15 protein-coding genes, 1 tRNA gene and 1 pseudogene are annotated in these 25254 nt (G+C 72.3%); 5 read left to right on the top strand and 12 right to left on the bottom strand.

Annotated elements, in window-relative coordinates; genetic code table 11:
* Positions 1-30: 30 nt before the first annotated feature.
* The 3 genes from FJ657_RS08425 to FJ657_RS08415 all read right to left on the bottom strand — a co-directional run bounded on the left by FJ657_RS08425 (position 31) and on the right by FJ657_RS08415 (position 3691).
* A complete protein-coding gene (locus FJ657_RS08425) occupies positions 31-1107 on the bottom strand; it encodes a glycosyltransferase family 2 protein (protein ID WP_141163230.1) in 1077 nt (358 codons plus the stop codon).
* Between the two features lie 91 nt (positions 1108-1198).
* Positions 1199-2950 carry a S1C family serine protease gene (locus FJ657_RS08420; RefSeq protein ID WP_181408919.1) on the bottom strand — a complete coding sequence of 584 codons (1752 nt, stop codon included), beginning with the start codon at positions 2948-2950 and terminating at the stop codon, positions 1199-1201.
* A gap of 114 nt (positions 2951-3064) precedes the next feature.
* Complete coding sequence (locus tag FJ657_RS08415) at positions 3065-3691, bottom strand: hypothetical protein (protein WP_141163229.1); 627 nt, start codon at positions 3689-3691, stop codon at positions 3065-3067.
* A gap of 206 nt (positions 3692-3897) precedes the next feature.
* Between FJ657_RS08415 and FJ657_RS08410 the strand changes: the two genes are divergently transcribed.
* A complete protein-coding gene (locus FJ657_RS08410) occupies positions 3898-4530 on the top strand; it encodes a hypothetical protein (protein WP_141163228.1) in 633 nt (210 codons plus the stop codon).
* Between the two features lie 99 nt (positions 4531-4629).
* On the opposite strand, the gene FJ657_RS08405 is transcribed toward FJ657_RS08410, so the two are convergent.
* The 4 genes from FJ657_RS08405 to FJ657_RS08390 form a co-directional block, all read right to left on the bottom strand.
* Entirely contained in the window at positions 4630-5454 is an 825-nt protein-coding gene (locus FJ657_RS08405) for a carbon-nitrogen hydrolase family protein (RefSeq protein ID WP_141163227.1), read from the bottom strand.
* Positions 5455-5767: 313 nt separating this feature from the next.
* Positions 5768-5844 (bottom strand) — tRNA-Met (locus tag FJ657_RS08400).
* Between the two features lie 68 nt (positions 5845-5912).
* The gene (locus tag FJ657_RS08395) at positions 5913-8867 is read right to left on the bottom strand and encodes a UPF0182 family membrane protein (protein ID WP_181408918.1); all 2955 of its coding nucleotides are present in this window, start codon (positions 8865-8867) and stop codon (positions 5913-5915) included.
* 132 nt (positions 8868-8999) lie between these two features.
* Positions 9000-10130, bottom strand: coding sequence for a YlbL family protein (locus FJ657_RS08390; RefSeq protein ID WP_141163226.1), 1131 nt, complete (start codon positions 10128-10130; stop codon positions 9000-9002).
* Positions 10131-10289: 159 nt separating this feature from the next.
* Between FJ657_RS08390 and FJ657_RS08385 the strand changes: the two genes are divergently transcribed.
* Together FJ657_RS08385 and FJ657_RS17370 are read left to right on the top strand one after the other, a co-directional pair.
* The gene (locus FJ657_RS08385) at positions 10290-11654 is read left to right on the top strand and encodes a zinc-dependent metalloprotease (RefSeq protein WP_141163225.1); all 1365 of its coding nucleotides are present in this window, start codon (positions 10290-10292) and stop codon (positions 11652-11654) included.
* A gap of 66 nt (positions 11655-11720) precedes the next feature.
* Positions 11721-12521, top strand: a pseudogene (locus FJ657_RS17370) (hypothetical protein); the annotation flags it as partial.
* On the opposite strand, the gene FJ657_RS08375 reads toward FJ657_RS17370, so the two are convergent.
* Both FJ657_RS08375 and nudC read right to left on the bottom strand, forming a co-directional pair.
* On the bottom strand, positions 12487-14214 hold the full coding sequence (locus tag FJ657_RS08375) for an ATP-dependent helicase (protein WP_141163223.1): 1728 nt from the start codon (positions 14212-14214) through the stop codon (positions 12487-12489). The pseudogene FJ657_RS17370 and the gene FJ657_RS08375 sit on opposite strands and share 35 nt — an antisense overlap.
* A 4-nt stretch (positions 14215-14218) precedes the next feature.
* Complete coding sequence (nudC, locus tag FJ657_RS08370) at positions 14219-15193, bottom strand: NAD(+) diphosphatase (RefSeq protein ID WP_141163222.1); 975 nt, start codon at positions 15191-15193, stop codon at positions 14219-14221.
* A 141-nt stretch (positions 15194-15334) separates the two neighbouring features.
* Here nudC and FJ657_RS08365 point away from each other — a divergent pair, with 141 nt between their 5' ends.
* Positions 15335-16405 carry a phosphotransferase gene (locus FJ657_RS08365; RefSeq protein WP_141163221.1) on the top strand — a complete coding sequence of 357 codons (1071 nt, stop codon included), beginning with the start codon at positions 15335-15337 and terminating at the stop codon, positions 16403-16405.
* A 10-nt stretch (positions 16406-16415) separates the two neighbouring features.
* Here the strand turns inward: FJ657_RS08365 and FJ657_RS08360 are convergent, their stop codons facing one another.
* Positions 16416-17762 (bottom strand): MFS transporter, encoded by a 1347-nt coding sequence (locus FJ657_RS08360; RefSeq protein WP_141163220.1) that lies wholly within the window; start codon positions 17760-17762, stop codon positions 16416-16418.
* An 86-nt stretch (positions 17763-17848) separates the two neighbouring features.
* Here FJ657_RS08360 and FJ657_RS08355 point away from each other — a divergent pair, with 86 nt between their 5' ends.
* A complete protein-coding gene (locus tag FJ657_RS08355) occupies positions 17849-18715 on the top strand; it encodes a LysR substrate-binding domain-containing protein (RefSeq protein ID WP_141163219.1) in 867 nt (288 codons plus the stop codon).
* A gap of 55 nt (positions 18716-18770) precedes the next feature.
* Here the strand turns inward: FJ657_RS08355 and FJ657_RS08350 are convergent, their stop codons facing one another.
* The gene (locus FJ657_RS08350) at positions 18771-22040 is read right to left on the bottom strand and encodes an ATP-dependent helicase (protein WP_181408917.1); all 3270 of its coding nucleotides are present in this window, start codon (positions 22038-22040) and stop codon (positions 18771-18773) included.
* Positions 22033-25155, bottom strand: coding sequence for an ATP-dependent DNA helicase (locus tag FJ657_RS08345; RefSeq protein ID WP_141163218.1), 3123 nt, complete (start codon positions 25153-25155; stop codon positions 22033-22035). Before FJ657_RS08345 ends, FJ657_RS08350 begins: the two co-directional genes overlap by 8 nt.
* Positions 25156-25254 lie beyond the last annotated feature (99 nt).

Genomic DNA, 25254 nt, shown 5'->3' with positions numbered 1-25254 from the left:
CGGCGCCGACCGTGCGGCACTGACGTCGCGTCAGGACTCGGTGCGGCTCGTGTCGACCGCGTCGCGCGCTCCCCGCACGACCCCGACGACGAAGCCGGCCGCCCAGCTCAGGTGCATGACCGCGAGCACCCCGGCGAAGCGGAGCCGATCGATCAGACCGCCCGACGTGGTCGCGGCGGCGGCCACGAGCAGCGCCAGATACGCGAGCGGACCGAGGTAGACGAGCGCGAGGATCCAGCCCGCCGCGCCGTGCAGCAGCCCGGACGCGTGCAGCGGCAGCAGCACGACCGAGAGCACGAGAGAGAGCAGCAGCACCGGCGGTGCGAAGAAGCGCAGCGGGTTGCTGCCGCCGAGGCGGCGAACGAGCTCGCCGCGCCAGATCCCGGTCGCGACGAACTGCCGGGCGAGCCGCGCCCAGGTGCTGCGCGGCCAGTAGGTCACGCGCAGCTTCGGGTCGAGCCAGACCAGGTAGCCGGCGCGACGCAGGCGGTGGTTGAACTCCCAGTCCTCGCCGCGGCGCAGGGTCTCGTCGAAGCCGCCGACCGCATCCACGGCCTCCCGGCGCATGATGCCCATGTAGGCGGACTCCGCCGGTCCCTCGGGAACCTCCTCGCCGCCGTGGTAGGCGCCGCCGCCGAGTCCGAAGCGGCTGTTGTAGGCCCGGGCGACCGCCGCCTGCACCCCGGGGCGGCCGGTCGCCTGCATGACGCCGCCGAGGCTCGCCGCGCCGGTGCGCGCCAGCGTCTCGACGCCGCGCACGGTGTAGCCCTCGGCGAGCTCGGTATGGGCATCCACCCGCACGATCACGGGGAAGCGGCTCACGGCGATCGCCCGGTTCAGGCCGATCGGGATGTCGCTGGCGGGGTTGTCGACGATGCGGATGCGAGGCTCGCGCGCGGCGAGTCGCGCGACGATCGCATCGGTGCCGTCGGTCGACGGACCGAGGGCGAGGATCAGCTCGCTCTCGCCGGGATTGCGCTGCGCGAGGATGCTCGCCACCGCCGCCTCGATGTAGCCCGCCTCGTTGAGCACGGGCATGACATAGGAGACCCCCGGCTGCGGCGGAAGCGCGGGCAGCTCGGGGGTGGATGCCGGACTCGGGTCCATCGTGCTCCCCCGGATTCCGGCCGATCGCCGACGTGCGTCGACTCGTCGCGAGCCTAGCAGTCGGCGACCGGCCGTCGGCCGGAGCGTGGGATCAGCTGGTGTAGGTGCCCAGCGTGACCTCGACCGTCTTCGAGCGGTTGTCGCGCACGTAGGTGATCTTCGCCGTGGCGCCGCCGGCCTCGGCCCGCACCTGCGCGGTCAGGTCGGTCGCGCTCGTGATCGGGTGGCCGTCGAAGGAGGTGACGACGTCGCCCTTCTGCAGCCCGGCCTTGTCTGCCGCGCCGCCCGAGACCGGGGTCTCGGCGATGACCGCACCGACGGTGCTCGAGGTCTTGAGCGTGGCGTCGCTGACCGAGGCGCCGAGCAGACCGTGCGTGGCCTTGCCGTTGGCGATGATCTCCTCCGACACGCGCTTGGCGAGGTTCGACGGGATCGAGAACCCGACGCCGATCGATCCCGACTGGCTCGAGCTCGACGAGCTGCCGCCGGCCGACGCGATCGCGACGTTGATGCCGATCAACTTGCCTTCGTCGTCGAGCAGGGCGCCACCCGAGTTTCCGGGGTTGATCGACGCATCCGTCTGGATGACCGGGATCGAGATCGAGCTCGTCGCGGTCTGCGTCTGGCCGCCCTGCTGGTTGTTCCAGAAGTCGAACGGGCTGCCGTTGTCGCTGCCGCTGTTGCCGCCCTGGTTTTGATCCGCGTTGTCGGGTGCCGCCGAGGAGGCGATCTGGATGCTGCGGTCGAGGGCGCTGACGATGCCGTCGGTGACGGTGTTCGACAGGCCGAGGGGCGCGCCGATCGCGATCGCGGTGTCGCCGACGTTGAGCTTCGACGAGTCGCCGAAGGTGATCGGGGTCAGGTCGTCGGCCTCGATCTTGATGACCGCGAGGTCGACGGTCGGGTCGGTGCCGACGACCTTGCCGGCGAAGATGCGCCCGTCGGAGAGCGTGACCTCGATCGTCGCATCGCCGGATTCGCCGTCGAGCGTGACCACGTGCGTGTTCGTGAGGATGTAGCCCTTGTCGTCGAGGATGACGCCCGAGCCGGTTCCCGCCGCGCTCGTCGTGGTCGCCGAGATGGTCACGACCGACGGGGTGGCCTTGGCCGCGACTCCGGTGGTCTGGTTGACCGACTTGCTGTCGTTGACGGTGATCGTCTGCGGGCGCGCGGAGTCGGCGCTCGAGGTGCCGACGAGCGACGACATGGTCGCCGCCGCGATCCCGCCGCCGCCGACGCCGCCGATCACGGCGCCGATCGCGAGAGCCGCGATGACAGGGATGGAGGCCGAGCGCTTCCGCTGCGTCGGAGCGGCCGTGCCGGTCAGACCGGGCTGGGCGGTCGCGTAGTCGAAGGTCGGCGCGGTGGCGGCCGGACCGAAGGACGCTCCCGGAGCCGTCGCGCCGTAGCTCTGCGGGCCGTTCGCGGTCGGGGTCTGGGGCGCTCCGTAGACGGGAGGCGTCGGCACGGACGGCGTCGCGCTCGCGGAGGACGCGGCCGCGGTCGGGGCGACCGGCGACGGCGTCGGGGCGCCCGGCGCAGCGGGGGCGCCGTAGCCGCCGGAGTACGCGCTGTGGTCGCCGGCGGTCGGCGGGGCCGAGTAGCCGAAGTGGTGTCCGCCGTCGGCCTGGGCTTCGGTGGGGGTCGGGGGCGGCGTCGGCATCGACGTCGCCGCCGAATCCGGCGCCGTGGGGGTGGTCGGCGCGGCGTTCTTCGTCGTCTGAGGCGCGACGGCCTCAGTCTGCTCGGGAGTCGGCTGCGCCGGAGTCTGCGAGGACTCGGCCGCGTCGTTCCCGAACGAGTCGGTCGAGTTCTCGTCGGGGGTGCGGGGGGTGTCGGTCATATCGTCAGCCTCACCGTGCTTCTTGTGCGATCTCTATGTCGACCCTGGGAGCGTACTCGGCTCCACCTTGAGGATCTCCGCACGCGCGGCCCCGGCGATGACGTCACGCCGCGGTCAACACGGATCCGCGCGCATCCCGCCGCCGGCGCCGGCGCGGTCATCGCTCGCACGTGCGGTCGGCGTCGCATCCACCTGATCGATCGAGACCACCCGCAGGGTGCCTCGCTCGCGATAGCGCTGCAGCACGAAGCTCAGGCGCTGTCGCGCCGGATGCGTCAGCGCGTCGATCGCTCCATCGGCGATCCGCTGCACACGGGCGGCCTCGCTGTCGATGCAGGCGGTCGCCCGCACGCGCACGACCCTCCCCTTCACACGATCCTCCGCCTCGATCCGGACCTCCGCGACCTCCGTGTCGCCGAGCTGGACCCAGCCTCCGGCGCGCCGCGTGTCGGCGTCGCGCCGTTCCTGCTCGAACCGGATGGCGCTCACCGCGTCGCGCAGCGGCTCGACCTCGATCCATCCCGCCTGGCCGACCCGGTCGCTGATCTCCCGATAGTCGCGGATGGCGTCGCGCGCCTCATACCGCAGGCTCGCCTCCTCGCGGGCGGCGGCCCCCGGATCGACGCCCGACGGACGGATCTCCGCTCCGTCGAGGCGTGGCCCGACGGCCACGGCGACGGCTCCGATCGTCAGGAGGAGCGCCAAGACCAGGGCGGCGGAGACGAGAGGGCGGAGGCGCATGACCCGACGCTAGGAAAGCGGAGACGCCCACGGATCCCGCCTCCCCCGATCCGGGGAGAACCCCGGCCGATCGCCTCTGTGGAGGAACGAGAAGTCCGACACCCGTACCGCATCGTCCCCCGCATTGGGGCGGATCGGGGGAGAACAGATCGGTTCGCCCCCTGCCTAGACTGTGCGGACCCGAAGACCACACAGACAGGCCTGCCATGCCCGCACCCGCACTGGACGACGCCATCGACGCCGTCGTCCGGATGATCATCGACGACGGCTTCGACCGCGTCGACCTGCGCTCGGTGTCACGCCGGCTCGACTGCACCGAGGCGGAGCTGAGCGAGATCGTGCCCACGCTCGAAGCTCTGGTCGTGCGCACGCTCGAGCGCGAGACGAACCAGATGATCGGGGCGGCCCTGGACAACATCAGCCGCGACCCGAACGGCGGATTCCTGTCCCGCATCTACTACTACGTGCTCACCTCGGTCTACGAGAACGAGCTCGTGCGGCGCCTCTACCTGACCGATCCGCGCTCGCTCGGCCGCATGGTCAGCGCGATCGACGGCTTCGAGTTCCGCCCGCGTACGGCGATCCCCGAGCAGCTCGTGATCGATCTGCAGAACGCCGGCATCGTGCGTCACGACTCGCATCCGGCGACCGTCGCGGCGATCCTCACGGCGCTCTCGGCCGGACTCGCCCTCAGCGCGCCGACGATCGACTTCGATCGCGCCGCGCGCGGGGCCGAGGATGCGCTGCGCACGCTCGTCGACGCCGACATCGTCGACACCACGCGCGGCAAGGAGATCTACCACGCCTACGCGCTGGAGCTGCAGACCGCGTTCCGCTGACGCTGCGGACCGCAGCACGGCATCCGCGCCGAGCTCGGGCGCCATCCACGACGCCCTCGCCCCGTCGGCCTCGTCCCTTCGGCCTCATCGCGCGTCGGGTCAGTCGCGCGGCACGACGGCGAAGCGCCGCAGCGCGAGGGCGGGGTTGACCTCACGCACCTCGGCGACGCGCTGACGCGACACCCGCGCGACCGCGACGCCGGTCTGCTCCCCCAGCGACGCGAGCGCGACGCCCATCGGGTCGACGATCATGCTGCTGCCCGCGCCGATCGGCGGGGCGTGGTCGGGTGCGGCCACGTAGATCGTGTTCTCGAGCGCGCGGGCCGTCACGAGCGTGCGCCAGTGATGCTCCTTGAGCGGTCCGCGCACCCATTCGCTGGGGATCAGCACGAGCTCGGCGCTCGCATCCGCCAGCCGACGCGTGACCTCGGGGAAGCGCAGGTCGTAGCAGGTCTGCAGTCCGACGCGGATGCCGTCGACCTCGAACACGGCGGGCTCGACGATCGGCCCCGGCACGATGCGGTCGCTCTCGCGCGAGCCGAAGGCGTCGTAGAGGTGCAGTTTGCGGTACTCGGCGATCACTCCGCTCGCGTCGACCGCGACGAGCGTGTTCGAGAAGCGCTGCGACTCCCCCGGGATGCGCTCGGCCATGCCGGCGACGATCACGGCGCCAGTCTCGGCGGCGAGGGCCGCGAGAGCGGTGACGAAGGGCCCGTCGAGATCCTCGGCCGCCTCGAGCCAGGATTCGTCGAGCTGCGGGGCGAAGTACGACGAGTACTCCGGCGCGGCGATGAGCCGCGCGCCATCGGCGGCCACTTCGCGCGCCAGGGAGGCAAGCCGCTCGAGGTTCGCGGCCCGGTCCGCTCCGGGAGCGAACTGCAGCACGGCGACCACGAGCTCGGCGCTGGGTGTCGTTCCGCTCACCCGCCCACCCTACAAACCCACGCCACCTTCGTGCCGCACCGGGCATGACCGCGAGGTGCGTGACGTGCCGCGACAGAAGGAAGCGACCCCGACGTGCCCTCCGGGATGAGAACTCGCCCGCGCGACGTGCCGACCAGGAGCGGAGTTTCCCGCGCGACGTGCCGCCCGAAGGGCGGACCATAAGAGAGCAAACAAGAAGGCCCGTGACCGAAAGGTCACGGGCCTTCTTTCTTGACGTACCGCCCGAAGGGCGGACCATAGGAGGGCAAACACGAAGAGGCCCGTAACCGAAAGGTTACGGGCCTCTTCTTCGTGGTTGCGGGGACAGGATTTGAACCTGCGACCTCTGGGTTATGAGCCCAGCGAGCTACCGAACTGCTCCACCCCGCGGTGCGAGAACAACGTTACCACGGTTGCGGAGCGCTCTTGACCACGCGGGGCACGGAGGGTGAACGCCGTCAGTCTCCGGCGGCGGCGATCGCGGCTTCGACGGCGGCCTGCATGCGCTTGTCGGCTTCTGCCGCGGCGACGAGGTCGTTGTCGGCGTAGGCCTTGTTGCGGTCGGCGAGCGCGGTCGAGTAGTCGGAGAGCGCCTTCTTGAGGGCGGCGTTGTCACCGGTTCCGGTGCCGGTTCCGGTGCCCGAACCACTGCCCGTGCTGCCGTCGCCGGCGCCGGTGCCGCTGCCCGCGTCCGTGCCGCCGCTGCCCGAGCTGTCACCGCCCGAGCTGTCGCCGCCGTCGCCCGGTGTCACGCCGTTGTCGCCGGCCGCGGCTCCCGAGTCGCCGTCGAAGAGCTTGTCGAGCGCCAGGTTCAGGGTGTCTTCGAACTCGACCTTGTCGCCGAACGCGACCAGCACCTTGCGCAGCAGCGGGTACGAGGTCTCGCCGCTCGACTTCACGTAGACGGGCTGCACGTAGAGCAGTCCGCCACCGACCGGCACGGTGAGCAGGTTGCCGCGCACGACCGTGGTGTCACCGCGTTGCAGGATGTTCAGCTGCGTGGCGACGTCGTCGGAGCTGTTGAAGGTGTTCTGCACCTGACCCGGTCCGGGCACGGTGTCGTCCTTCGGCAGCGTGAGCAGTGTCAGCTTGCCGTAGTCGGCGCCGTAGTCGGCGTTCGCGGTGAGGTAGCCCTTGAGCACGCTGCGCGACTCTTTGGCGGAGGCGGGGATGAAGGTCGAGTAGAGCGTGAACGCGGGCTTGTCGGTGCCGGGCACCTTCATCGTGAGGTAGTAGGGCGGCTGCTTCTTGTCCGCCTCCTCCTTCGACGCGGTCGGGTCGGTGGGCGTCGCCCACTGGTCGTCACGCGCGTACCAGGTGCTCGGGTTGGTCACGTGGTACGTCTCGAGGATCGACCGCTGCATCTTGAACAGGTCCTCGGGGTAGCGCACGTGCTCGAGCAGCTGCGTGCTCATGTCCTTCTGCGACTCGAGCGTGCCGGGGAAGATCTTGCTGTAGGTCTTCAGCAGCGGGTCCTTGTCGTCCCAGGCGTAGAGCGTGACCTTGCCGCTGTAGGCGTCGACCGTGGCCTTGACGCTGTTGCGGATGTAGTTGACGTCATCGAGCGCGTACTCGGGCTGCGGCGTGTTCGTGTCGGCGATCGACGACGACAGCTGCTCGACCTGCGAGTAGGGATAGTTGGCGGTCGTGGTGTAGCCGTCGACGATCCAGACGACGCGCTTGTTCACGATCGCCGGGTAGGCGTTGCGGTCGATCGTCAGGTACGGCGCCGCCTTCTTCACGCGGTCGATCGGGTTGCGGTCGTAGAGGATCTGCGAGTCGCTGTTGACGGCGTCGGAGAGGATGATCTGCTCCGAGCCGAACTTGATGGCGTAGACGAGCTGCTTGAAGGCGTTGTCGAGCTTCGGCCCGCCGTCGCCGGTGTAGGTGTACTTGCGGGCGGCGCTGTCGTCGTCCTTGTCGCTCGACGGATAGTCGATCTCGACCGGCGACGTCGACTTCGGCGCCCCGACGATGGAGTACGTGGGCGACTTCTGCCCGAAGTAGATGCGCGGCTCGTAGTCGCCCAGCTCGCCGCGCGAGGGGATGCCGCTCTCGAGGAAGTTCGGCTGCCCGTCTTCGGAGCGCTGGTTGCCGTAGGCGGCGACGACGCCGTAGCCGTGAGTGTAGACGGCGGTGTTCGTCAGCCAGGTGGGGTTCTTCTGGTTGCTCTGGTCGAGCTCGCGCACGGCGATGACGGTGTCCTGCGTCGTGCCGTCGATCGTGTAGCGGTCGACATCGAGCTTGTCGTCGAACTGGTAGTACTGCTGCACCTGCTGCAGCTGCGCGAAGGTGGGGCTGACGACGTTCGGGTCGATCAATCGGATGCTCGCCGTCGTGTCGGCGTCATCGCGCAGGGCGCCCTGCTCGACATCCGTCTTGGCCGAGTAGGCGACGGTGTCGATGCCGTCGATGTTGTAGCCGACCTGAGTCGCCTTGATGTTGCGCTGGATGTAGTCGCGCTCGAGCGAGAGGGCGCTGGGGTCGACCTGGAAGCGCTGGATCAGCGCCGGGTAGGCGGTGCCGATCACGAGGCTCGCGACGACGAGGAGGCCGGTGCCGATGATCGGCAGGCGCCAGCGGCCGATGACCGCGGTCACGATGCACAGCACCGTGACGAGGGCGAAGGCGATCGCGAGGATGAGCTTGCCCGGGATGACGGCGTTGACGTCGGTGAAGGTGGCGCCGGTGAACAGGCTGCTCACGCCGCGGGTGTCGGTCAGCGTCGAGAACTGGTCGAGGTAGATGCTGACGGCCTGCAGCAGCAGGAACACGGCCGCGGTCACGGCGATCTGCACGCGGGCCGCGCGCGTGATGCGCACCTCGCGGTTGCCGACGCGGATGCCGCCGTAGAGATAGTGGGTGGCGAGCATCGCGATGCCGGCGACGATCACGACGGCCGAGGCGTAGCCGAGCACGCCGTGGAAGAACGGCAGCTCGAAGACGTAGAAGGAGTTGTCGAGGCCGAACTGCGGGTCCTTCACACCGAAGGGCGTGCGGTTCAGGTACTCGAGCACGGTCTGCCAGCGCATGGCGGTCGAGACGCCCATGAAGAGGCCGAGCACGGCCGGCACGCCGAACATGGCGAGACGGCGCAGCGGCTCGACGACCTGCTGGTAGCGGTCGAGCTGGGCGCTGAGCTTGGCGTAGACCGGCCGGCTGCGGAACGCGACCTGCACGCTGAGGAACACGGGGACCGCCATGCCCACGAAGCCGATCGCGAACATGACGATGCTCGCGAACCACTGCGTGGTGAGAACGTTCTGGAAGCCGAGCTGGTCGTACCAGAGGAAGTCGGTGTAGAGGCTCGCGAAGATGAAGAACGCGGCGACGATGGCCGCGACGATGATCGCCGCGATTCCGATGGTGCCGCGCAGGCGGGAACGAGCAGGCCGGGGGCTTGTGGCGGTCACGAGAGTGCTCCTGATGGTGTGCGCCGGTGCCGAGACGCCGCGGCGTCTTCCGATCCTAGGCGGCGGGCCGCGGGCCTCTCTGCGAGATGACCGAGGGGATGGCCCGGTTCGCGCAGGGCGGAGCGGTGCGCGTCAGCCCGCGCAGGTCGGCAGCGCCGAACGGCCCTTCCCCGACGCGATCGCGGCGACCGCCGTCTCGGCCTGCTTCAGCGTGCTCACCGAGTAGACGGTGAGCCCCGAGGGGATGTGGCCGACGACCTCGTCGCAGTTGCTCCTCGGCGCGAGGAAGAAGGTCGCGCCGGCGCGCTGGGCGCCGTACATCTTCTGCCGGATGCCGCCGATCGCGCCGACGTCGCCGGCTGCGTCGATCGTGCCCGTTCCGGCGATGTGCTCGCCGCCGGTCATCGCGCCCGGCGTCAGCTTGTCGACGATGCCGAGCGCGAACATCATCCCGGCGCTCGGGCCGCCGACCTTGTCGAGCTTGAGCTCGACGTCGATCGGGAAGGTGTACTCGATCGCCGTGTAGACGCCGACCGCGACCGTGTCGCTGCCGTCGGCCGCCTTGGTCGCGGCGGGCACGACCTCGATCGTGCGCTCCACTCCCCCGCGGCGTACGACCAGCGAGACCGCGCTGCCGTCGCCGTGCTTCGTGATCACGTCGCGCAGCGCATCCAGGTCGCCCACTGCCGTGCCGTCGGCCGAGACGACGACGTCATCGGCCTTGAGCTTGCCGTCGGCGGGGCTGCCCTTCTGCACGCCGGCGACCGTGACGGCGCCCTGCACGTCGTAGTCGAGGCTGCGCAGCGCCGCCGCGATCGCCTCCTGCTGCGAGTTCTGCATCTCGACGGCGCTCTGCTCGTCGACCTCCTTGTCGGAGACGCCCTCCGGGTAGATCGACTCGAGAGGCACGACGGCCTCAGCGGGGTCGAACCAGGCGAGGGCGATGTCGACCCAGTTGAGTCGCTGCTCGCGCGAGCCGAGGATGTTGACCGTCAGCAGGTCGAGCTGGCCCGACGTCGGGTAGGTCTTCGCTCCGTCGACCGAGATGAGCGGCGTCGACCTGCCGTCGACCTTCTGCGAGCCGAGGGTGTCGTACACGGGGCCGGGTCGCTCGATCACGTACGGCGCCGGCGTCATGCCGACGACGAGGGTGCCGACGACGCCGAGCACGAGCAGCGCCCATCCGACGACCACGGATCGCGGCGCACGGCGACGCGGACGCGGGGCGGGCGCCGGGGCGGGCTGGTCGGCGAAGAAAGTCATGCGCTGAGGTCTCGTCTCGGGAGGGGCTGACTCGCGGATCACGGCTCGTGCCGTGATCGCGGCGGGGCCGGGCGGTGTTCGCCAGAGGCGCACGGGAACCGGCCCGGAATGCCCCGTTTCCCCGGCTCCGCCGGAGGGGCGACGGCTAGCGTAGTCGCCATGTCTGAGGAACCCCGGCAGAGCGAACCCGGCGACGAGGAGTTCCGCGAGATGCTGCGGCAGTTCCTCGCGGGCGGCGGTCAGGGCGGCGATCTCGATCCCGCCAAGCTCGCCGCGGCGGCGGGCCTCCCCGCCGATCCCGAACTGCTGTCGCGCCTGATCGGGCAGCTGCAGCAGGCGCTGCAGAACTCGGCCGACGGCGTCGACTGGAGCGTCGGCCTCGACCAGGCGACGCAGCTCGCCACCCGCAGCAGCGTCGTCTCCACCCCCGCGGAGCGCTCGGCGCTCGAGCAGGCGCTGCACGTGGCCGCCCTGTGGCTCGACGAGGCCACCGAGATCAGCTCGCTCACCGCCGCGCCGGCTCTGCTGAGCCGCACCGAGTGGACGAAGCAGACGATGCCGGTGTGGACGCAGCTGGCCGCCCCGGTCGCCGACTCGATCGCGACCGCGCTGAAGCAGGTGCTCGAAGACGAGGGGGTCGGCGACGCTCCGGGCATGGAGGGCGTCGCGCAGAGCGCGGGTCGCATCATGCGCAACGTCGGCGGCACCCTGTTCGCGATGCAGCTGGGTCAGGTGGTCGGCCGGCTCTCGACGGAGGTCGTGTCGGGTGGCGACGTCGGCATCCCGCTGCTCGACGGCGAGACGACGCAGGCGGCGCTCGTGACGCAGAACGTGCACGAGTTCGGCCGCGACCTCGACATCCCCGACGACCAGGTCGCGCTCTACCTCGCGGTGCGCGAGCTCGCGCACGCCCGACTGTTCCGGCACGCGAAGTGGCTGCGGCTGCACCTGCTCACCCAGATCGGCGACTTCTCGCGCGGCGTGCGCATCGACACCGAGCGGCTGCAGGAGCTCGCGGCCGACTTCGATCCCTCGAACCCCGAGGAGCTGCGCGACGCGATGACGAGCGGCGCCCTGATCCCGCCGAAGAGCGCCGAGCAGGAGGCCGCGCTGCATCGCCTCGAGACGATGCTGGCGCTGATCGAGGGCTGGGTCGACGTCGTGACGCTGCAGGCGACCGCACGGCTGCCGAGAGCGGATGCGCTGGCCGAGACGATGCGCCGGCGCCGCGCGACCGGCGGCCCGGCCGAGTCGGCGTTCTCGACGCTCGTCGGGCTCGAGCTGCGACCGCGCCGGCTGCGCGAGGCCGCCGCGATGTGGCAGGCGGTGACGGATGCGGTGGGACCGGCCGGGCGCGACGCGCTCTGGGCGCACCCCGACATCCTCCCCGGCAGTCAGGACATCGACGACCCGTCGTTCCTCGTCACCCGCCTGACCGGCGGCCTCGGCGAGCAGGAGGACGACGTGGACCGGGCACTCGAGGAGCTGCTCGGCGACGAGGGCGGCGAGCGCCCGACCGAGTAGGCGCGCCCGCCGGCGCCCTGTGGATGATTCGCTCGCCGAGCGGCGCACCCGGCGCAGGATGTGCGCATGGTGCTGCGACTCGACCCCGACGTGCCGGTGCTGTGGCGCTCGCCCGACTCGCTGCAGATCGGGGCGCTGCGGGTGCACGGCGTCCTCGAGCAGGTCGGCCCCGCCGAGGAGCGCGTGCTGCAGGCGCTGCGCGGCGGAGCGAGCCGGGCGGCTCTCGAGGTGCTCGCCGAGCAGGCGGGCGGCACGCATCTGCCCCTCGACGCCGTGCTCGCGATGCTGCGGCCGGCCCTGGCTCGGTCCCCGCGCACCGGGACGCGCGCCGCGCTGTTCGGCGCCGGGCGGATCCCCGACGCCGTGCACCGGCTGCTCGCCGACCGCGACCTGCTCGATGAGGCGGGCCCGGCTCCCGGCGACACCGCTCGATCGGCGCGGCCGTCGTCCCGCACACGATCGGCCGGGCGGGGCGAGGTGATCGCCGTCCCCATCTCCCCGTGGATCATCCGGCCGGCCGACTCCGGGCATTGGCTGCGCCGCGACGCCCTGCACCTGCCGGTCGTGGTCGGCGACGGCGCCCTGACGATCGGGCCCCTCATCCGGCCCGGCTCGACGGCCTGCCTGCATTGCATCCACCGCCATCGGGTGGATGCCGACCCGGCGTGGCCGGCCCTCGCCGCGCAGCTGATCGACCGACCGGCGCCGAACCTCGACGCCCTCGAGTCAGCGCGGGCCGCCGTCGCGATCGCGGAGCGGATCGAGGAGGTTCTCGACGACCCCGCGGCCGCGCTCGGCCACCAGATCGAGGTCGACCTGCGGGCGCGCGACGTCAGCGGACGACGCTGGCCGCCGCACCCGGAGTGCCGCTGCGGAGCTCATCCAGGAAGCGACTGGGCGCACGCCGCCGCGCCGACGGCCCCGCCTCTCCTCCGCCCGGCGACGCCGACCAGCTGAGCGACAGGCGGCGACGTGCCCGCGTGATGCCGACGTACAGCAGCCGGCGCTCCTCGTCGATCGCGTCGAAGCCGCGCGCGTGCACGATCGGCAGCAGCCCCTCGCTGAGGCCCACCAGGTGCACCGCATCCCACTCGAGTCCCTTGGCGCTGTGCAGCGTCGCGAGGGTCACGGCGGCGATCGCCGGCTCGTGCTGCGCCTGCTGCCGTTCGAACAGCTCGTCGGCGAAGGCGCGCAGCGTCGTGCCCGCGGGGGCGGCGTCGGCGAGGTCGACGATCGCGTTGAGCAGCTCCCAGCGCTCGCGCTCGGCCGGGCCGGCGGCGGGCGGCTCCAAGGTCCAGCCCACGCTCTGCAGCACGTCGCTGACCGACTGGAACAGCGGCTCCTGACGCGGGGTCTGCGCGATGCTGCGCAGCTCGAGCATCGCCCGCTGCACAGCGGGGTGGTCGAAGAACCGGGTCGAGCCGAGCACCCGCGTGGCGATGCGCCGATCGGAGAACGCCTGCTCGAGGGCGATGCTCTGCGCGTTGACCCGGTAGAGCACGGCGATGCGGTCGGCGGGGATGCCGGACGCGAGCTCGTCGGCGACCGCGGCGGCGACGGCCTCGGCTTCAGCGCGATCGCTGTCGTGAGCGGTCACGCTCACCGGCTCGCCGCGGTCGCCGGCCGCGACCGGGTGCAGCTCGAGCGCGCCGGGCCGACCCCGCATGAGCCGGTTCGCGAGATCGAGAACGGCGCCGGTCGAGCGGTGATTGTTCTCGAGCTGCACGACGGTCGCGTCGTCGTAGCGCGAGCCGAAGCCGAGCAGGTAGTCGCTCGTGGCGCCGGCGAAGGAGTAGACGGTCTGACTCGCATCCCCCACCACGCAGAGATCGGTGCGCGGTCCGAGCCAGAGCTCGAGCAGTCGCTGCTGCAGCGGCGAGACGTCCTGGTACTCGTCGACGACGAAGAAGCGGTACTGCCCGCGCACCTCATCGGCGACGGCGGGCTCGGCGTCGAGCATCCCCGCCATCACGAGCAGCACGTCTTCGAAGTCGATGCGGCGCTGCTCGTCTTTGAGGTGCTCGTAGGCCTGATGCAGGCTCACCATCGCGCTGACGCCGAGACCGCCGGGCATCGGCTTGCCGTGCGCCTGCCGCTCGTAGGCCTCGAGCGTGAGCATCGAGACCTTGCGCCATTCGATCTCGCCGGCGACGTCGCGCAGCGCGGCCTTGTCGAGACGCAGCTTGAGCCGCTCCGAAGCCTGCGCGAGCACGCCGGCCTTGCCGGTGAGGATGCGCGGCGGCAGCCCGCCCGCGATCGTCGGCCAGAAGTAGTTGAGCTGCGACAGGGCCGCCGCGTGGAAGGTGCGCGCCTGCACGCCCCCGGCGCCGAGCGCACGCAGCCGGGTGCGCAGCTCGCCGGCGGCGCGCGCCGTGAAGGTCAGCGCGAGCACGCGGTTCGGCGCGTAGGCGCCCGTCTGCACGCCGTGCGCGATGCGGTGCGTGATGGCGCGGGTCTTGCCCGTGCCGGCGCCGGCGAGGATGCAGACCGGGCCGAGGAGGGTCTCGGCGGCGAGGCGCTGCTGGTCGTCGAGTCCCGCGAGCAGATCGGGGGCGCTCATCCGATCACCAGCTGTCGTCGCCGAGGTCGCCGCCGAACCACTCCTCGATGATCGCGCGGGCGATCGAGCTGCGGCCGGGCAGACGCAGCGCGCCGTCGGCGACGGCCGCCGCGAGCTCCTCCCGCGTCAACCAGCGCAGATCGAGGATCTCCTCGCCGTCGGGCCGCGTCTCGACGCCGGCGCCGTCGGCGACGCGCGCGAGGAAGCCGAGCATGAGCGACGCCGGGAACGGCCAGGGCTGGCTGCCGAGATACCGAGGGTCGGCGACGCGCACGCCCGACTCCTCGAACACCTCGCGCACGACGGCCGCCTCGAGCGACTCCCCCGGCTCGACGAACCCGGCGAGCAGCGAGAAGCGATCGGCGGGCCAGAGCGCGTTCGAGCCGAGCAGCAGCCGGTCGTCGGCGTCGGTCACGCCGACGATGATGGCCGCGTCGGTGCGCGGGAAGAACTCCTTGCCGGTCTCCGCATCCACCCGCACCCAGCCCGCCTGGCCGTGCTCGGTCGCGCGTCCGGATGCCGGGGCGAAGCCGTAGGAGCGGTGCCAGTTGGCCAGGGCGAGCGCCTCGGTGAAGATGCCCGCGTCGCGCGTAGTCATGTCGGCGCCGAGGCGGCGCAGGTCGCCCCAGGCGAGGTCGTGACCCGATGCGCGCGCCGCGTCGACCGCGGCGGAGGCGGCCTGCTCATCGGTGATGACGAGGGCCGAGACCGGGGCGCCGAGCACCGCATCCGGAGCGTCGACGAGGGTGCGCCCGAGGTAGAGCGCGAAGCCGTCCGCACGGGCGGCGACCGCCGCCGCGGCACCCGTCGGCAGGAGCACGAGCCGGGTTCCGTCGACCAGCGCGTGACCGTCGTGCAGCAGCACCACCCGCGCGTCAGCCGCGTCGAGCAGTTCGTCGATCGGGGTCGCCCGGCTCAGGTGATCGCGGTCGAGCTCGGCGCGGGACAGAGTGAGCCGCTCGGCGAACGACGGGGTCACGGCAATTCCTCCAGGCTCGCCGACAGCGGGGTCGGCGTTCGTCACGTGTTCGCTGCGGATTCCGACGCCGGCGCCGCGCAAGTCACGAGCCCGGGCGTGGCGCGGGCTCCGTGCGGGGCTTGCCGACCTACCCTGTGGGGCATGGCCAGAACCCCTCTCACTCTAGCCGCGCTCGCCACCTCGGCCGTGGCCGGACTCGACGTGGTCGCGGCCTCGCGCATCGGCTCGCCGCGTGCCGGCGACTTCGACACCGCGCTGCTCAGCACGCGCGACGAACGCTGGTACGTCGTGCGCGTTCCGCGCACCGAGGCGGCCGAGAGCCGCCAGTCGGCCGACCTGCTCGCCCTCGGCGCGCTCACCTCCGGCATCCGCTCGCGCCTGCCGTTCGAAGTCACCCTGCCCTCCGGCCAGGCGCCGATCGACGGCACCCGCGCCGTCGTCTACGAGTTCGTCGGCGGCGCGAAGACCCCCGTCTCGGCACTGACCGCCGACCTGGCTGCGTCGATCGGCCGGGCCGTGGCCGCCATCCACTCGCTGCCCACCAGCTGCGTCACCGAGGTGGGCCTGCCCTCCCTCGGGCCCGTGCACGCGCACCAGACCTCCGGCGCGATCGTCGGCAAGGCGATCGAGACCGGCCTGCTGCCCGCCGCACTGCGCGAGCGCTGGGAGGCCGCCCTCGCCGATGACCGGCTCTGGCAGTTCCAGCCGACCGTCGTCAACGGCGACCTCAGCTCGGAGACCGTGCTGAGCCACGCCGAGCAGGTCACCGGGGTGCTCGGCTGGCACGAGCTGCGCGTCGCCGACCCGGCCCGCGACCTCGCCTGGCTGTTCTCCGGACGGCGCAGCGAGCTCAGCGAGACCGTCGTCGCCGCCTACCTGCAGGAGCGCCCCGCCGCCGACCGTCAGATCGGGCAGCGCGCCAGCTTCTACGCCGAGCTCGAGATCGCCAGCTGGCTGCTGCACGGCACCCAGACCCGCAGCACCGAGATCGTCGACGATGCGGTGCAGATGCTGCACGGGCTCGTCGACGACGTGCAGTCGTCGCTCGGCAACCAGATCGGCACGCCGACCGGACCCGTGCTCGCCGCTCACGAGGTCGAGGAGCTGCTCGACATGGTCGAGAGGGACCGCGTCGAGCAGGCCCGCCGATCGGGGTCGGGCGACATCGCGTCGAGCGGAAGCGGCGTCGGTCGCGTCGAGCGCGCGAGCTGACCCGCGCGCCTCAGGCCGGTCGCGGGGTGATCCGCACCGGACGGCCCCGCCACGGCAGCGCGAACGTCAGCGCCAGGCGCCCGCGTCGGGCGAGCAAGATCGCGACGGTCATCGCCGTGAGCGCCGGGACCCCGCCCGCGACGACGAAGGCGACCGTGGGGCCGAAGGTCTCGGCGATCGCGCCCATGATCACGCCGCCCAGGGCTTGACCGCCGACGACCGTCATCAGATAGAACGACATGATGCGGCCGCGGATCGCGAGATTGGTCGAGAGCTGCGTCAGCGACTCCGCGCCGGTGGCGAAGGCGATGCGGGTCACGCCGATGCCGACGAGCGCGCCGAGGAACAGCGGGTACCACGGAGCGAGCCCCGCGACGACGGTCACGAGTCCGTAGCCGATCGCGGCGAGCACGATCGCCCGCAGTCGCAGCGCCCGACGGCGCGTCGAGAGGATCGCCCCCGCGAAGGCGCCGACCGCGGCGAGCGAGCTGTAGAGCCCGTAGCCGGCAGCGCCCGTGTGATAGCCCTCATTCGCCGACGCGGTGAACAGCACGGGCAGGTTCATGCCGAAGATCGCGACCGACGCGAGCACGATCATCGGGAACAGGATGGTCGGCTTGCCGACGAGGTAGCGCAGCGCCTCGCGGATCTGCCCCGGCGCCGACGGCGCGCGCGTCACCGCGAGGAGCTCGTGGCGGCGCATGAGCACGAGCGCGGTCACCGCGACGAGCGACGTCGTCGCGTTGATCGCGATCGACCAGCCCGACCCGACCACCACGATCAGCACCCCGCTGATCGCCGGGCCGAGCAGCCCGCCGAGATGGAAGATCGTCGCGTTCATGCTGATCGCGTTGCGCAGCCGATGCGTGCCGACCATCTCGGCCACGAACGCCGATCGCGACGGGCCGTCGATCGCCATCGAGGTGCCGGTGACCGCCGCGATCACGAACACGTGCCAGGCCTGCACGACACCGGTGAGCACCAGCGCGGCGAGCACGCCGTTCGCGACGGTGCCGACGCTCTGCGTGCCGATGAGGATCGTGTGCCGGCGGAACCGGTCCGAGAGCACGCCCGCCCACGGCCCGAGCAGAAGCGTGGGCGCGAACTGCAGCGTGACCGCGAGACCGACGAGCGCGACGTTGCCGGTCAGCTCGAGCACCAGCCAATCGATCGCGATGCGCGCCATCCAGCCGCCCGAGTTCGCGAAGACCTGGCCGAGCAGGTAGAGGCGGTAGTTGTGCGCCCGCAGCGCGCTGACGGTGTCGCGCCAGCGGGGCCGCTGCTCGAGCACCGGGATGGGCTCGGTCACGGTCGGATCGACGTACGGCGCTGCGCTGCGGGCGGGTCGAGAGGTCACCCTCCCAGGTGACCACGATCCCCGCCATTGAGCCAACCGATCGCGGCTATTAGTCTCATTGCTGACCGCAATGAGAGGTGGATGCCGTGTTCGATCCCCAGCTGCTGCGCTCGTTCACGGCCGTCGCCGAGACGCTCAGCTTCACCCGCGCGGCGGAGCAGCTCGGGCTGAGCCAGCCGACCGTGAGCCAGCACGTCCAGCGCCTCGAGAGCGCCGCGGGCCGCGCGCTCGTGCAGCGCGACACCCGCCAGGTCGCGCTCACCGACAACGGACGCGCGATGCTCGGCTTCGCGCGCGGCATCCTCGCCGCCCACGACGGCGCCGCCGCCTACTTCAGCGGCTCCGCGATGCGGGGCCGGCTGCGGTTCGGCTCGGCGGACGACCTCGCGCAGACCGAGCTGCCGCGCATCCTGCGTCGCTTCCGTCGCGTCCATCCGCAGATCACGCTCGAGCTGACCGTCGCGCAGAGCGGGATGCTCGCACGCCGCCTGGCCGCCGGAGCGCTTGACCTCGTCTTCGTCAAGCAGGAGAGCGGCAGCGCCGAGGGTCGGCTCGTGCGCCGCGAGCGCCTGGTGTGGGTCGCGCACCGCGACCTCGAGATCGACCCCGCCGCTCCCCTGCCGCTCGTCGCCTACCAGGCGCCGAGCCTGTCGCGATCGGTCGCGCTGCAGGCCCTCGAGGATGCCGGTCGCAGCTGGCGCATCACCTGCACGGTGAAGGAGATCAACGGCGTGCACGCCGCGCTGCGCGCCGGCCTCGGCGTCACCGTGCTGCCGCAGAATCTCGTGCCCGAGAACCTGCGCGACGTCACCGCCCAGCTGGGGCTGCCGCTGCTGCGCGAGGTCGACTTCACGCTGCTCGACAACCCGCGGGCGCCGCGCGAGCCGGTCGAGGCGCTCATCGCGGCGATCATCGGAACCGACGGCCCGGCCGGCTCCCGGCACGATCGCTGAGCTGCACCGCGGCCCGAGCCGGCTCGGACCGCAAGCTCGTCGGCTCGTGCCCGGCTCAGCTCGGCCGCGCGACGCGCGCCATCGCCTCCGCCCAGCGGCCGGACAGCGACTCCTCGTCGTCGATGCGCTCGGGACGGAGAACCTGGTCGTCGGCGACGAAGTAGAACGCCGCGTCGATGCGCTCCGGATCGACGCCGCGCCAGCGCGCGTAGGCGAGTCGGTACAGCGCGAGCTGCAGCTGCTTCAGCTCCCGGTCCGAGGCGTCGCGCGGCGCCTTGCCGGTCTTCCAGTCGACGATCTCGTAGCGCGCCGCATCCCCCTCGCCCTCGACGTAGACGGCGTCGATCTTGCAGACGACGGTGCGGCCGGCGAGCGGCAGGTGGATCTCGCGCTCGACGTCGACGGGGCGCCGATCGGCCCAGGGCGAAGCCTCGAAGGTCGCCCGCAGCTCGGCGAAACGTGCCGCGTCGACCGCCGTCAGGTCGTCGCCGTCCACGCCCAGGTCGAGCTCGCTGCCGAGCGCGTCCAGGTCGTCGAAGCCCGCCATCGCCGCATCGGGATCGCTGCGCTTCTCGACCCAGGCGTGGAAGAGGGTGCCCAGCCGGGTCGCGCGATAGGGGCGCTCGGGCATCGGCCGACGCAGCTCGGCGAGCACCCGGGCGGGGTTCTCGACCCAGTCCTTGAATCGTGACGCGGGGATGCGTTCGGGTACCGTCACCGCGTCGGCGCCGCGCAGTCGCTGGCGACGCTCCTCGAGCAGCAGCTCGACGTCGCGCGTCCACCGGCCCGCGTCGGCGGGGTCGGCGGTGCGCACGAGCTCGGCAGCCGCCTCCACCCGCTGACGGCGGGAGCCGAGCGGATCGCGCGGCCAGTCCACCCGCTCGGGCTCGGCCACGAGCGGGTTCTCCTCCGACTCGGGCGCCTCGGGCAGCGGCGGGATGATCCCGTCCTCCGCCAGCTCGCGCAGGAACGCGCCCGGCGACCGGGGCTTGGTCTGCGACGACCAGAACGAGCCGCTCACGAGGAGGTGCCGACGGGCGCGGGTGATCGCGACATAGGCGAGCCGGCGATCCTCGAGCAGCTGCTGCTCGCGCACCTCGCTCTTGAACTCGGCGAAGAGGTCGAGCACCTCCTTGCGCGTCGTCGCCTCGCGCCAGCGGAACTCCGGCAGCACCGAGGCATCGCCGCGGAACTCGTAGGGCAGCTCGCCGAAGGCGACCCAGGCACCGGTGTCGCGGGCGGCCGACGGCATCTCGCCCTCGACGAGCCGCGGCACCGCGACGAGATCCCACTCGAGGCCCTTCGAGCCGTGGATCGTCACGATCTGCACGCAGCCGGGCTCGGGCGGGTCCGACCGCGGCGAGAGGCGCTCCCGCGACTCCGCCTCGCGCAGCCAGCCGAGGAAGGCCCGCAGCGAATTCTGCTGGCCGAGCTGCTGGAACCCGGCGAGAGCGTCGAAGAAGGCCTCGAGCACGCGACTGGACCCGGGCCGCGCGTCGTTGGCCTCGGCCTCGATGTCGAGGCCGAGCTCCTGCAGCACGGTCGTCACGAGGTCATCCAGATCGAAGCGCACGCGACGGCGCAGGCGGGCGAAGGTCTCCCCCGCATCCCGCAGCCGCGCGAGGCCCTCCTCGCTGAAGCCGCGCACCGCACCGTGATCTTCGGCCGAGGTCGCCAGGAAGTCCAGGGCGTCGATGAGCGAAGCGCTGTCGTCGTCGGCGACGCTGGCGCGCAGCTGCCGAGCCACGTCCTCATCGAGCGGCTTCTGACGCAGGTCGCGCTTCTCGAACCAGCGCGCCAACTCGCGCAGTGCCGCGATGTCGGCCGTGCCGAGACGCCACCGCGAGCCGACCAGCAGCCGGATCAGCTCGGAGTTCGCGCCGGGATCGTCGACGACCGCGAGAGCGGCGACGAGGTCGGCCACGAGCGGCTCAGCGAGCAGACCGCCGACGCCGAGCACGTGATACGGGACGCCCGCGCGGCGGAAGGCGCCGAGGAACTGCTCGAGCGTGCCGCGCGAACGCAGGATGAGCGCAGCGGAGGGCGGCTGCGCCTCGCCGGCGTCGTCGGTGCCCCACTCGGCGCGGTCGGCGAGTCCGCCGCGGAACCAGGCGGCCACCTGATCCGCCTCCTCGACGACGGTCTCGGGATACAGCAGCCGCACGGGGTTGGCCTCGGCCCCGGGCCGGGCCGCGAGCGCCGCGACCGACACCGGCGAGCTGAGCGCGAGCGGGCGGATGAGCCGGTTCGCGGCGTCGAGGATGCGCTCGCCGTTGCGCCAGCTCGTCGTGAGCTCGAAGCGCGCATCCGACCCGAACCACGAGCCGAACTGTCCGAGCCCGGCGGCGCTGGCCCCGCGCCAGCCGTAGATCGACTGGTTCGGGTCGCCGACCGCCATGACCGGATGCCGTGCGAAGAGCAGCGCGAGCAGGCGCGTCTGCACGACGCTCGTGTCCTGGTACTCGTCGAGGATCACGACACGGTAGCGGTCGCGCAGCTCCGTCACGACGTGCGGGTTGCCCTCGACGATGCGCAGTGCGATCGCGACCTGGTCGCTGAACTCGATCGCGGCCCGGTCGCGTTTCGCCTGCTGCAGCTGTCGGGCGAGACCGAGCAGCACCGGCAGCGCCGCGATGCGATCGGCCATGGTCACGACGTCGGCGTAGGCGCCGCGGCCACCGCTCGGCAGGTCGCCGAGGGCGCGGAACTCCTCCGCCATCCGCTCGACGTCGTCGGCATCGGCGACGTTCTCGGCGAGCTGGGCGGCGAGGCGCACGACCGCGGTGGCGAGCGCATCCACCGACTTCTCGGCGTCGGCGAGGCGCAGGTCGTCGCTGCGGGTCACGAGCTCGCGGGCCAGCAGCCAGGTGGCCGCCTCGCCCAGCAGCACGGCGTCGCCGTCGTAGCCGACCAGCGGCGCGTTGTCGCGGAAGATCGCGCTCGCGAAGGAGTTGTAGGTCGACACGGTGGGGCTGTCGAGCAGCTCGGCGGCCGGATCATCGTCTCCGTCGCGCTCGGGCATGAGGCCGTTCTCGCGCAGCTGGGCGATGCGATCGCGCATGCGGTGGCCGAGCTCGCCGGCCGCCTTGCGGGTGAAGGTCAGCCCGAGGATCTGCGCGGGCGCGACGAGGCCGTTCGCGACGAGCCAGAGCACACGGAAGGCCATGGTCTCGGTCTTGCCGCTGCCGGCGCCGGCGACGACGAGGGCGGGGCCGAGATCCGATTCGATGACGAGCGTCTGCTCGGGGGTGGGCGGGTGCAGGCCGAGGCGCTCGGCGATCCTGCGCGCCGAGATGCGGGTGGCCGTCGTGGTGGTGTCAGTCACCGGTGACCTCTCCGGGCAGGTGGATGGCGCGCACGGCTCCGCCGTACGCGAAGGGGTCGTCGATGAGCGTCGCGGGATAGTGCGGCCCGGCGATCGTCGCGGCCGCCTCCCGCAGTGTGGTGCGGAAGCTCTCGAGCTGCTCGCCGTCGAAGGGCTTCTGGTCGCGCAGCGTGTACGGCGCGTCTCGCGTGCCCTTCTTCGTGAAGAGCAGACGCGCGCCGCCCGGCTGGTGGCCCTCGGGCAGATCGGCGAGAGCCCCATCGGCGTAGGCGAGCTGGTACGCCGACATCTGCGGATGCTCGGCCGCCTCCTTCGCCGCCAGCACGCTGCCGGTCTTGAGGTCGACGATCACGATGCGGCCGCCGTGCGACTCGACGCGGTCGATCTTGCCGTTCACCCGGGCCGGCGGCACGTCGAAGCGGAACGCGCCCTCCGAGCTCACCAGCACGGCGCCCTGCGCGTGCACCGCGCGCAGGTAGGAGCCGAGGGCCTCGATCGCTCCGCGCGCGCGACGCCGTTCCAGCTGCTCCGACCAGCTCGACTCGAAGACGAGCTCGCCCCAGCGCTGCTCGAGCAGACCCCAGAGCTCCTCGACCTCCACGCCCGTCGCGTGCTCGAGCGCGTGGTGCACGAGCGAGCCGACGTTCGCGCTCAGGCTGGAGGATCCGCCCGCCATGGTCTCGACGAACCACTCCATCGCCGAGCGGTCGAGCGTGCCGAGCGCGGAGGGCGAGACAGGCACCCGGGTCTCGTCGTCATCGAGGTCGTAGAGCGGCGCGTCGGTGCTCGCCGCGAGCGTGCCGTGCCACTGCCGCGGCTCGGCGCCGGGCACCTCGTCGCCGATGAGACGGGCGAGGGCCGCCGCGGCCGCACGACGCTGCTCGGGAGTCGAGCCGAGCTGGGTGACCGTGCGGCGCAGGCATCCGGTCATGCCGCGCAGGTCGAGCGGCGGCGCATCCCCGTCGGGCTCGACCAGGCGGTCGCCGGCGACGCGCGCCGCGAAGCCGTGGAACGGGCTCGGGATCTCGTCCTCGCCCGCGACCGCGGCGAGCACGACCCGGCGGCGCGCGCGCGATACCGCGAGCGCGAACATGCGCAGCTCGTCGGCGAGCACGACGCGACGCTCGTCGAGCACGGTGTCGGGCGGCCCCGGCCTCGTCGCCGCCGCATCACCGCGCAGAGGGGCGCCCGCGTCGGCCGACTCGAGGGCGCCGAGCAGATCGCCGGCGCGCAGCAGCGATCCACGCGGCCGCAGGTTGGGCCACTGCCCCTCCTGCAGTCCCGCGACCACGACGGTGTCGACCTCCAGCCCGACGGCCCCCGACGGCGTCGTGACGAGCACGGCCTCGGCCACGGTGCGCGGCGCGAGTGTGTCTTCGGGGATGTCGGCGTCGAGCACCGAGGCGAGGAACGCCTCCGCCTCGCGGTCGGGTTCGCGCTCGACGAAGCGCCGGGCGGCGGCGAAGAGCGCGACGACGCCGTCGAGTGCGCGGTTCGCCTCCTCGGCGGCGATCCCGGTGCCGAGCGCCGCATCGCGCCAGGCGTCGGCGACGCCGCTGCGCTCCCACGCCGACCAGAGCAGCTCCTCCACGGTGGCCGCCGCCGCGTGCTGCGCCCGCAACCGGGCGAGCAGCCGCGCCATGCGGGCGGCACGACGTCCGACCGCGTGATCGATCGTGGCGAATCCGTTCTCGACACCGAGGCCCTCGGCGAGCAGTCGCGCTCCGAGCCGGGCTCCCCCGCCCGCGAGCTCCTCCGCTCGCAGCGCGGCCCGCAGCCGACGCAGTCCGATCGCATCGAGACCGCCGAAGGGCCCGGTGAGCAGTCGCTCGGCGACGAGACCGTCGAGCTCGATCCGCCCCGTGCCGACCGCGACGATCTCGAGCAGCGCGGCCGCCGCCGGGTCGTCGCGCAGCGCCCGGCTGGCGGCCGTCGTGCGCGTGGGCACCTGCGCGAGCGCGAGAGCACGGGAGATCGCGGGGATCGCGGCGCCCGAGCGCACGATCACGGCGAGCTCGGACCAGGCGACACCGTCGAGGAGGTGACGTTCGCGCAGCACCCGCGCGATCGTGCGGTGCTCGGCGGCGGGGCTCGGCGCCGAGATCGCCGAGATCGCGGCGGGATCGTCGTCGCCCGACGCCGCGGCGGCGCGCTGGGTGCCGGCGCCCGCCGCGCCGATGCGGGCGGTCACCTCGGCGGTCAGCTCGCGCAGCACCGGACTCTGCCGGTGGACCCGCTCCAGCCGGAGCGTGCGCGTCGGCACGCCGACCCGCGCCGGGAATGCGGCCAGCGCATCCGCCTCTCCGCCGCGGAAGGCGTCGGTCGCCACATCCGGGTCGCCGAACGCCACGATCGTGACGCCACGGGCCGCGACGGCGCGCAGCAGTCGGATCGCGCCTTCGGTCGCCTGCTGCAGGTCGTCGACGACGACGAGCCGGGTTCGCGCGAGTCGCTCGCCGGTGTGTCCGTCGAGCACGGCGGACTCCGCGTAGGCCATGAGCTCGGCCGGATCGAGCGCGGTGCCCCCGACCGCCGAGACGACAGCGCGGTAGCTGTCGGCGAAGTCGGCGACGGCCTCCCATTCCGGCCGCGCGACCGCCTGGGCGATGCGACGGAGTCGCGTCGTGTCGATCTCGTATTCCGTCAGCCGCATGAGCATCTCGCGCAGCTCGGTGCGGAACACGGGCAGCCGCCGCACGGCCGCGGAGAGGTGGTCTGGCCAGGACCCCGGCGCGCCGTCGTCGATCTCGCCGTGCAGCAGCTCGGCGATGAGCAGATCCTGCTCGGGCCCCGACAGCAGGCGGGGCCGCGGCGCCCCCTCCGCGGCAGCGCGAGCCACGACCGCGTCGAAGGCGAGGGAGGGGAGCGTGCGAGCGAGCGGTCCTGCCGCGACGGCCCGGAGCCGACTCGCGAGCTGGTCGCGCAGCCGGTTCGCGCCCGCGCGGTTCGCTGCGAGGGCGAGCACCTCGTCGGCCGAGAAGCCGTCGTGCTCGACCCGGCGCGCGACGAGCTCGACCAGCGTCGAGGTCTTGCCCGAGCCCGGCGCGCCGATCACGACCGCCGTCGCGTCGGGGGGAAGGTCGAGCACGGCGCTCTGCGAGGGGTCGGGTTGCACGTCGATCACGCTAGCGACGCCGTCCGACAGCGGCCTCCTCCGCGCCGCGCAGCCGTTCTGCCGTGGGCGGAATCGGGAGCGAATCGAGCTCGACGCTCG

The organism is Schumannella soli (assembly GCF_006517435.1).
Lineage (GTDB): Bacteria > Actinomycetota > Actinomycetes > Actinomycetales > Microbacteriaceae > Schumannella > Schumannella soli.
Note: the sequence above shows the minus strand (reverse complement) of the source record. Positions and strands in the feature narration are given on the sequence as shown.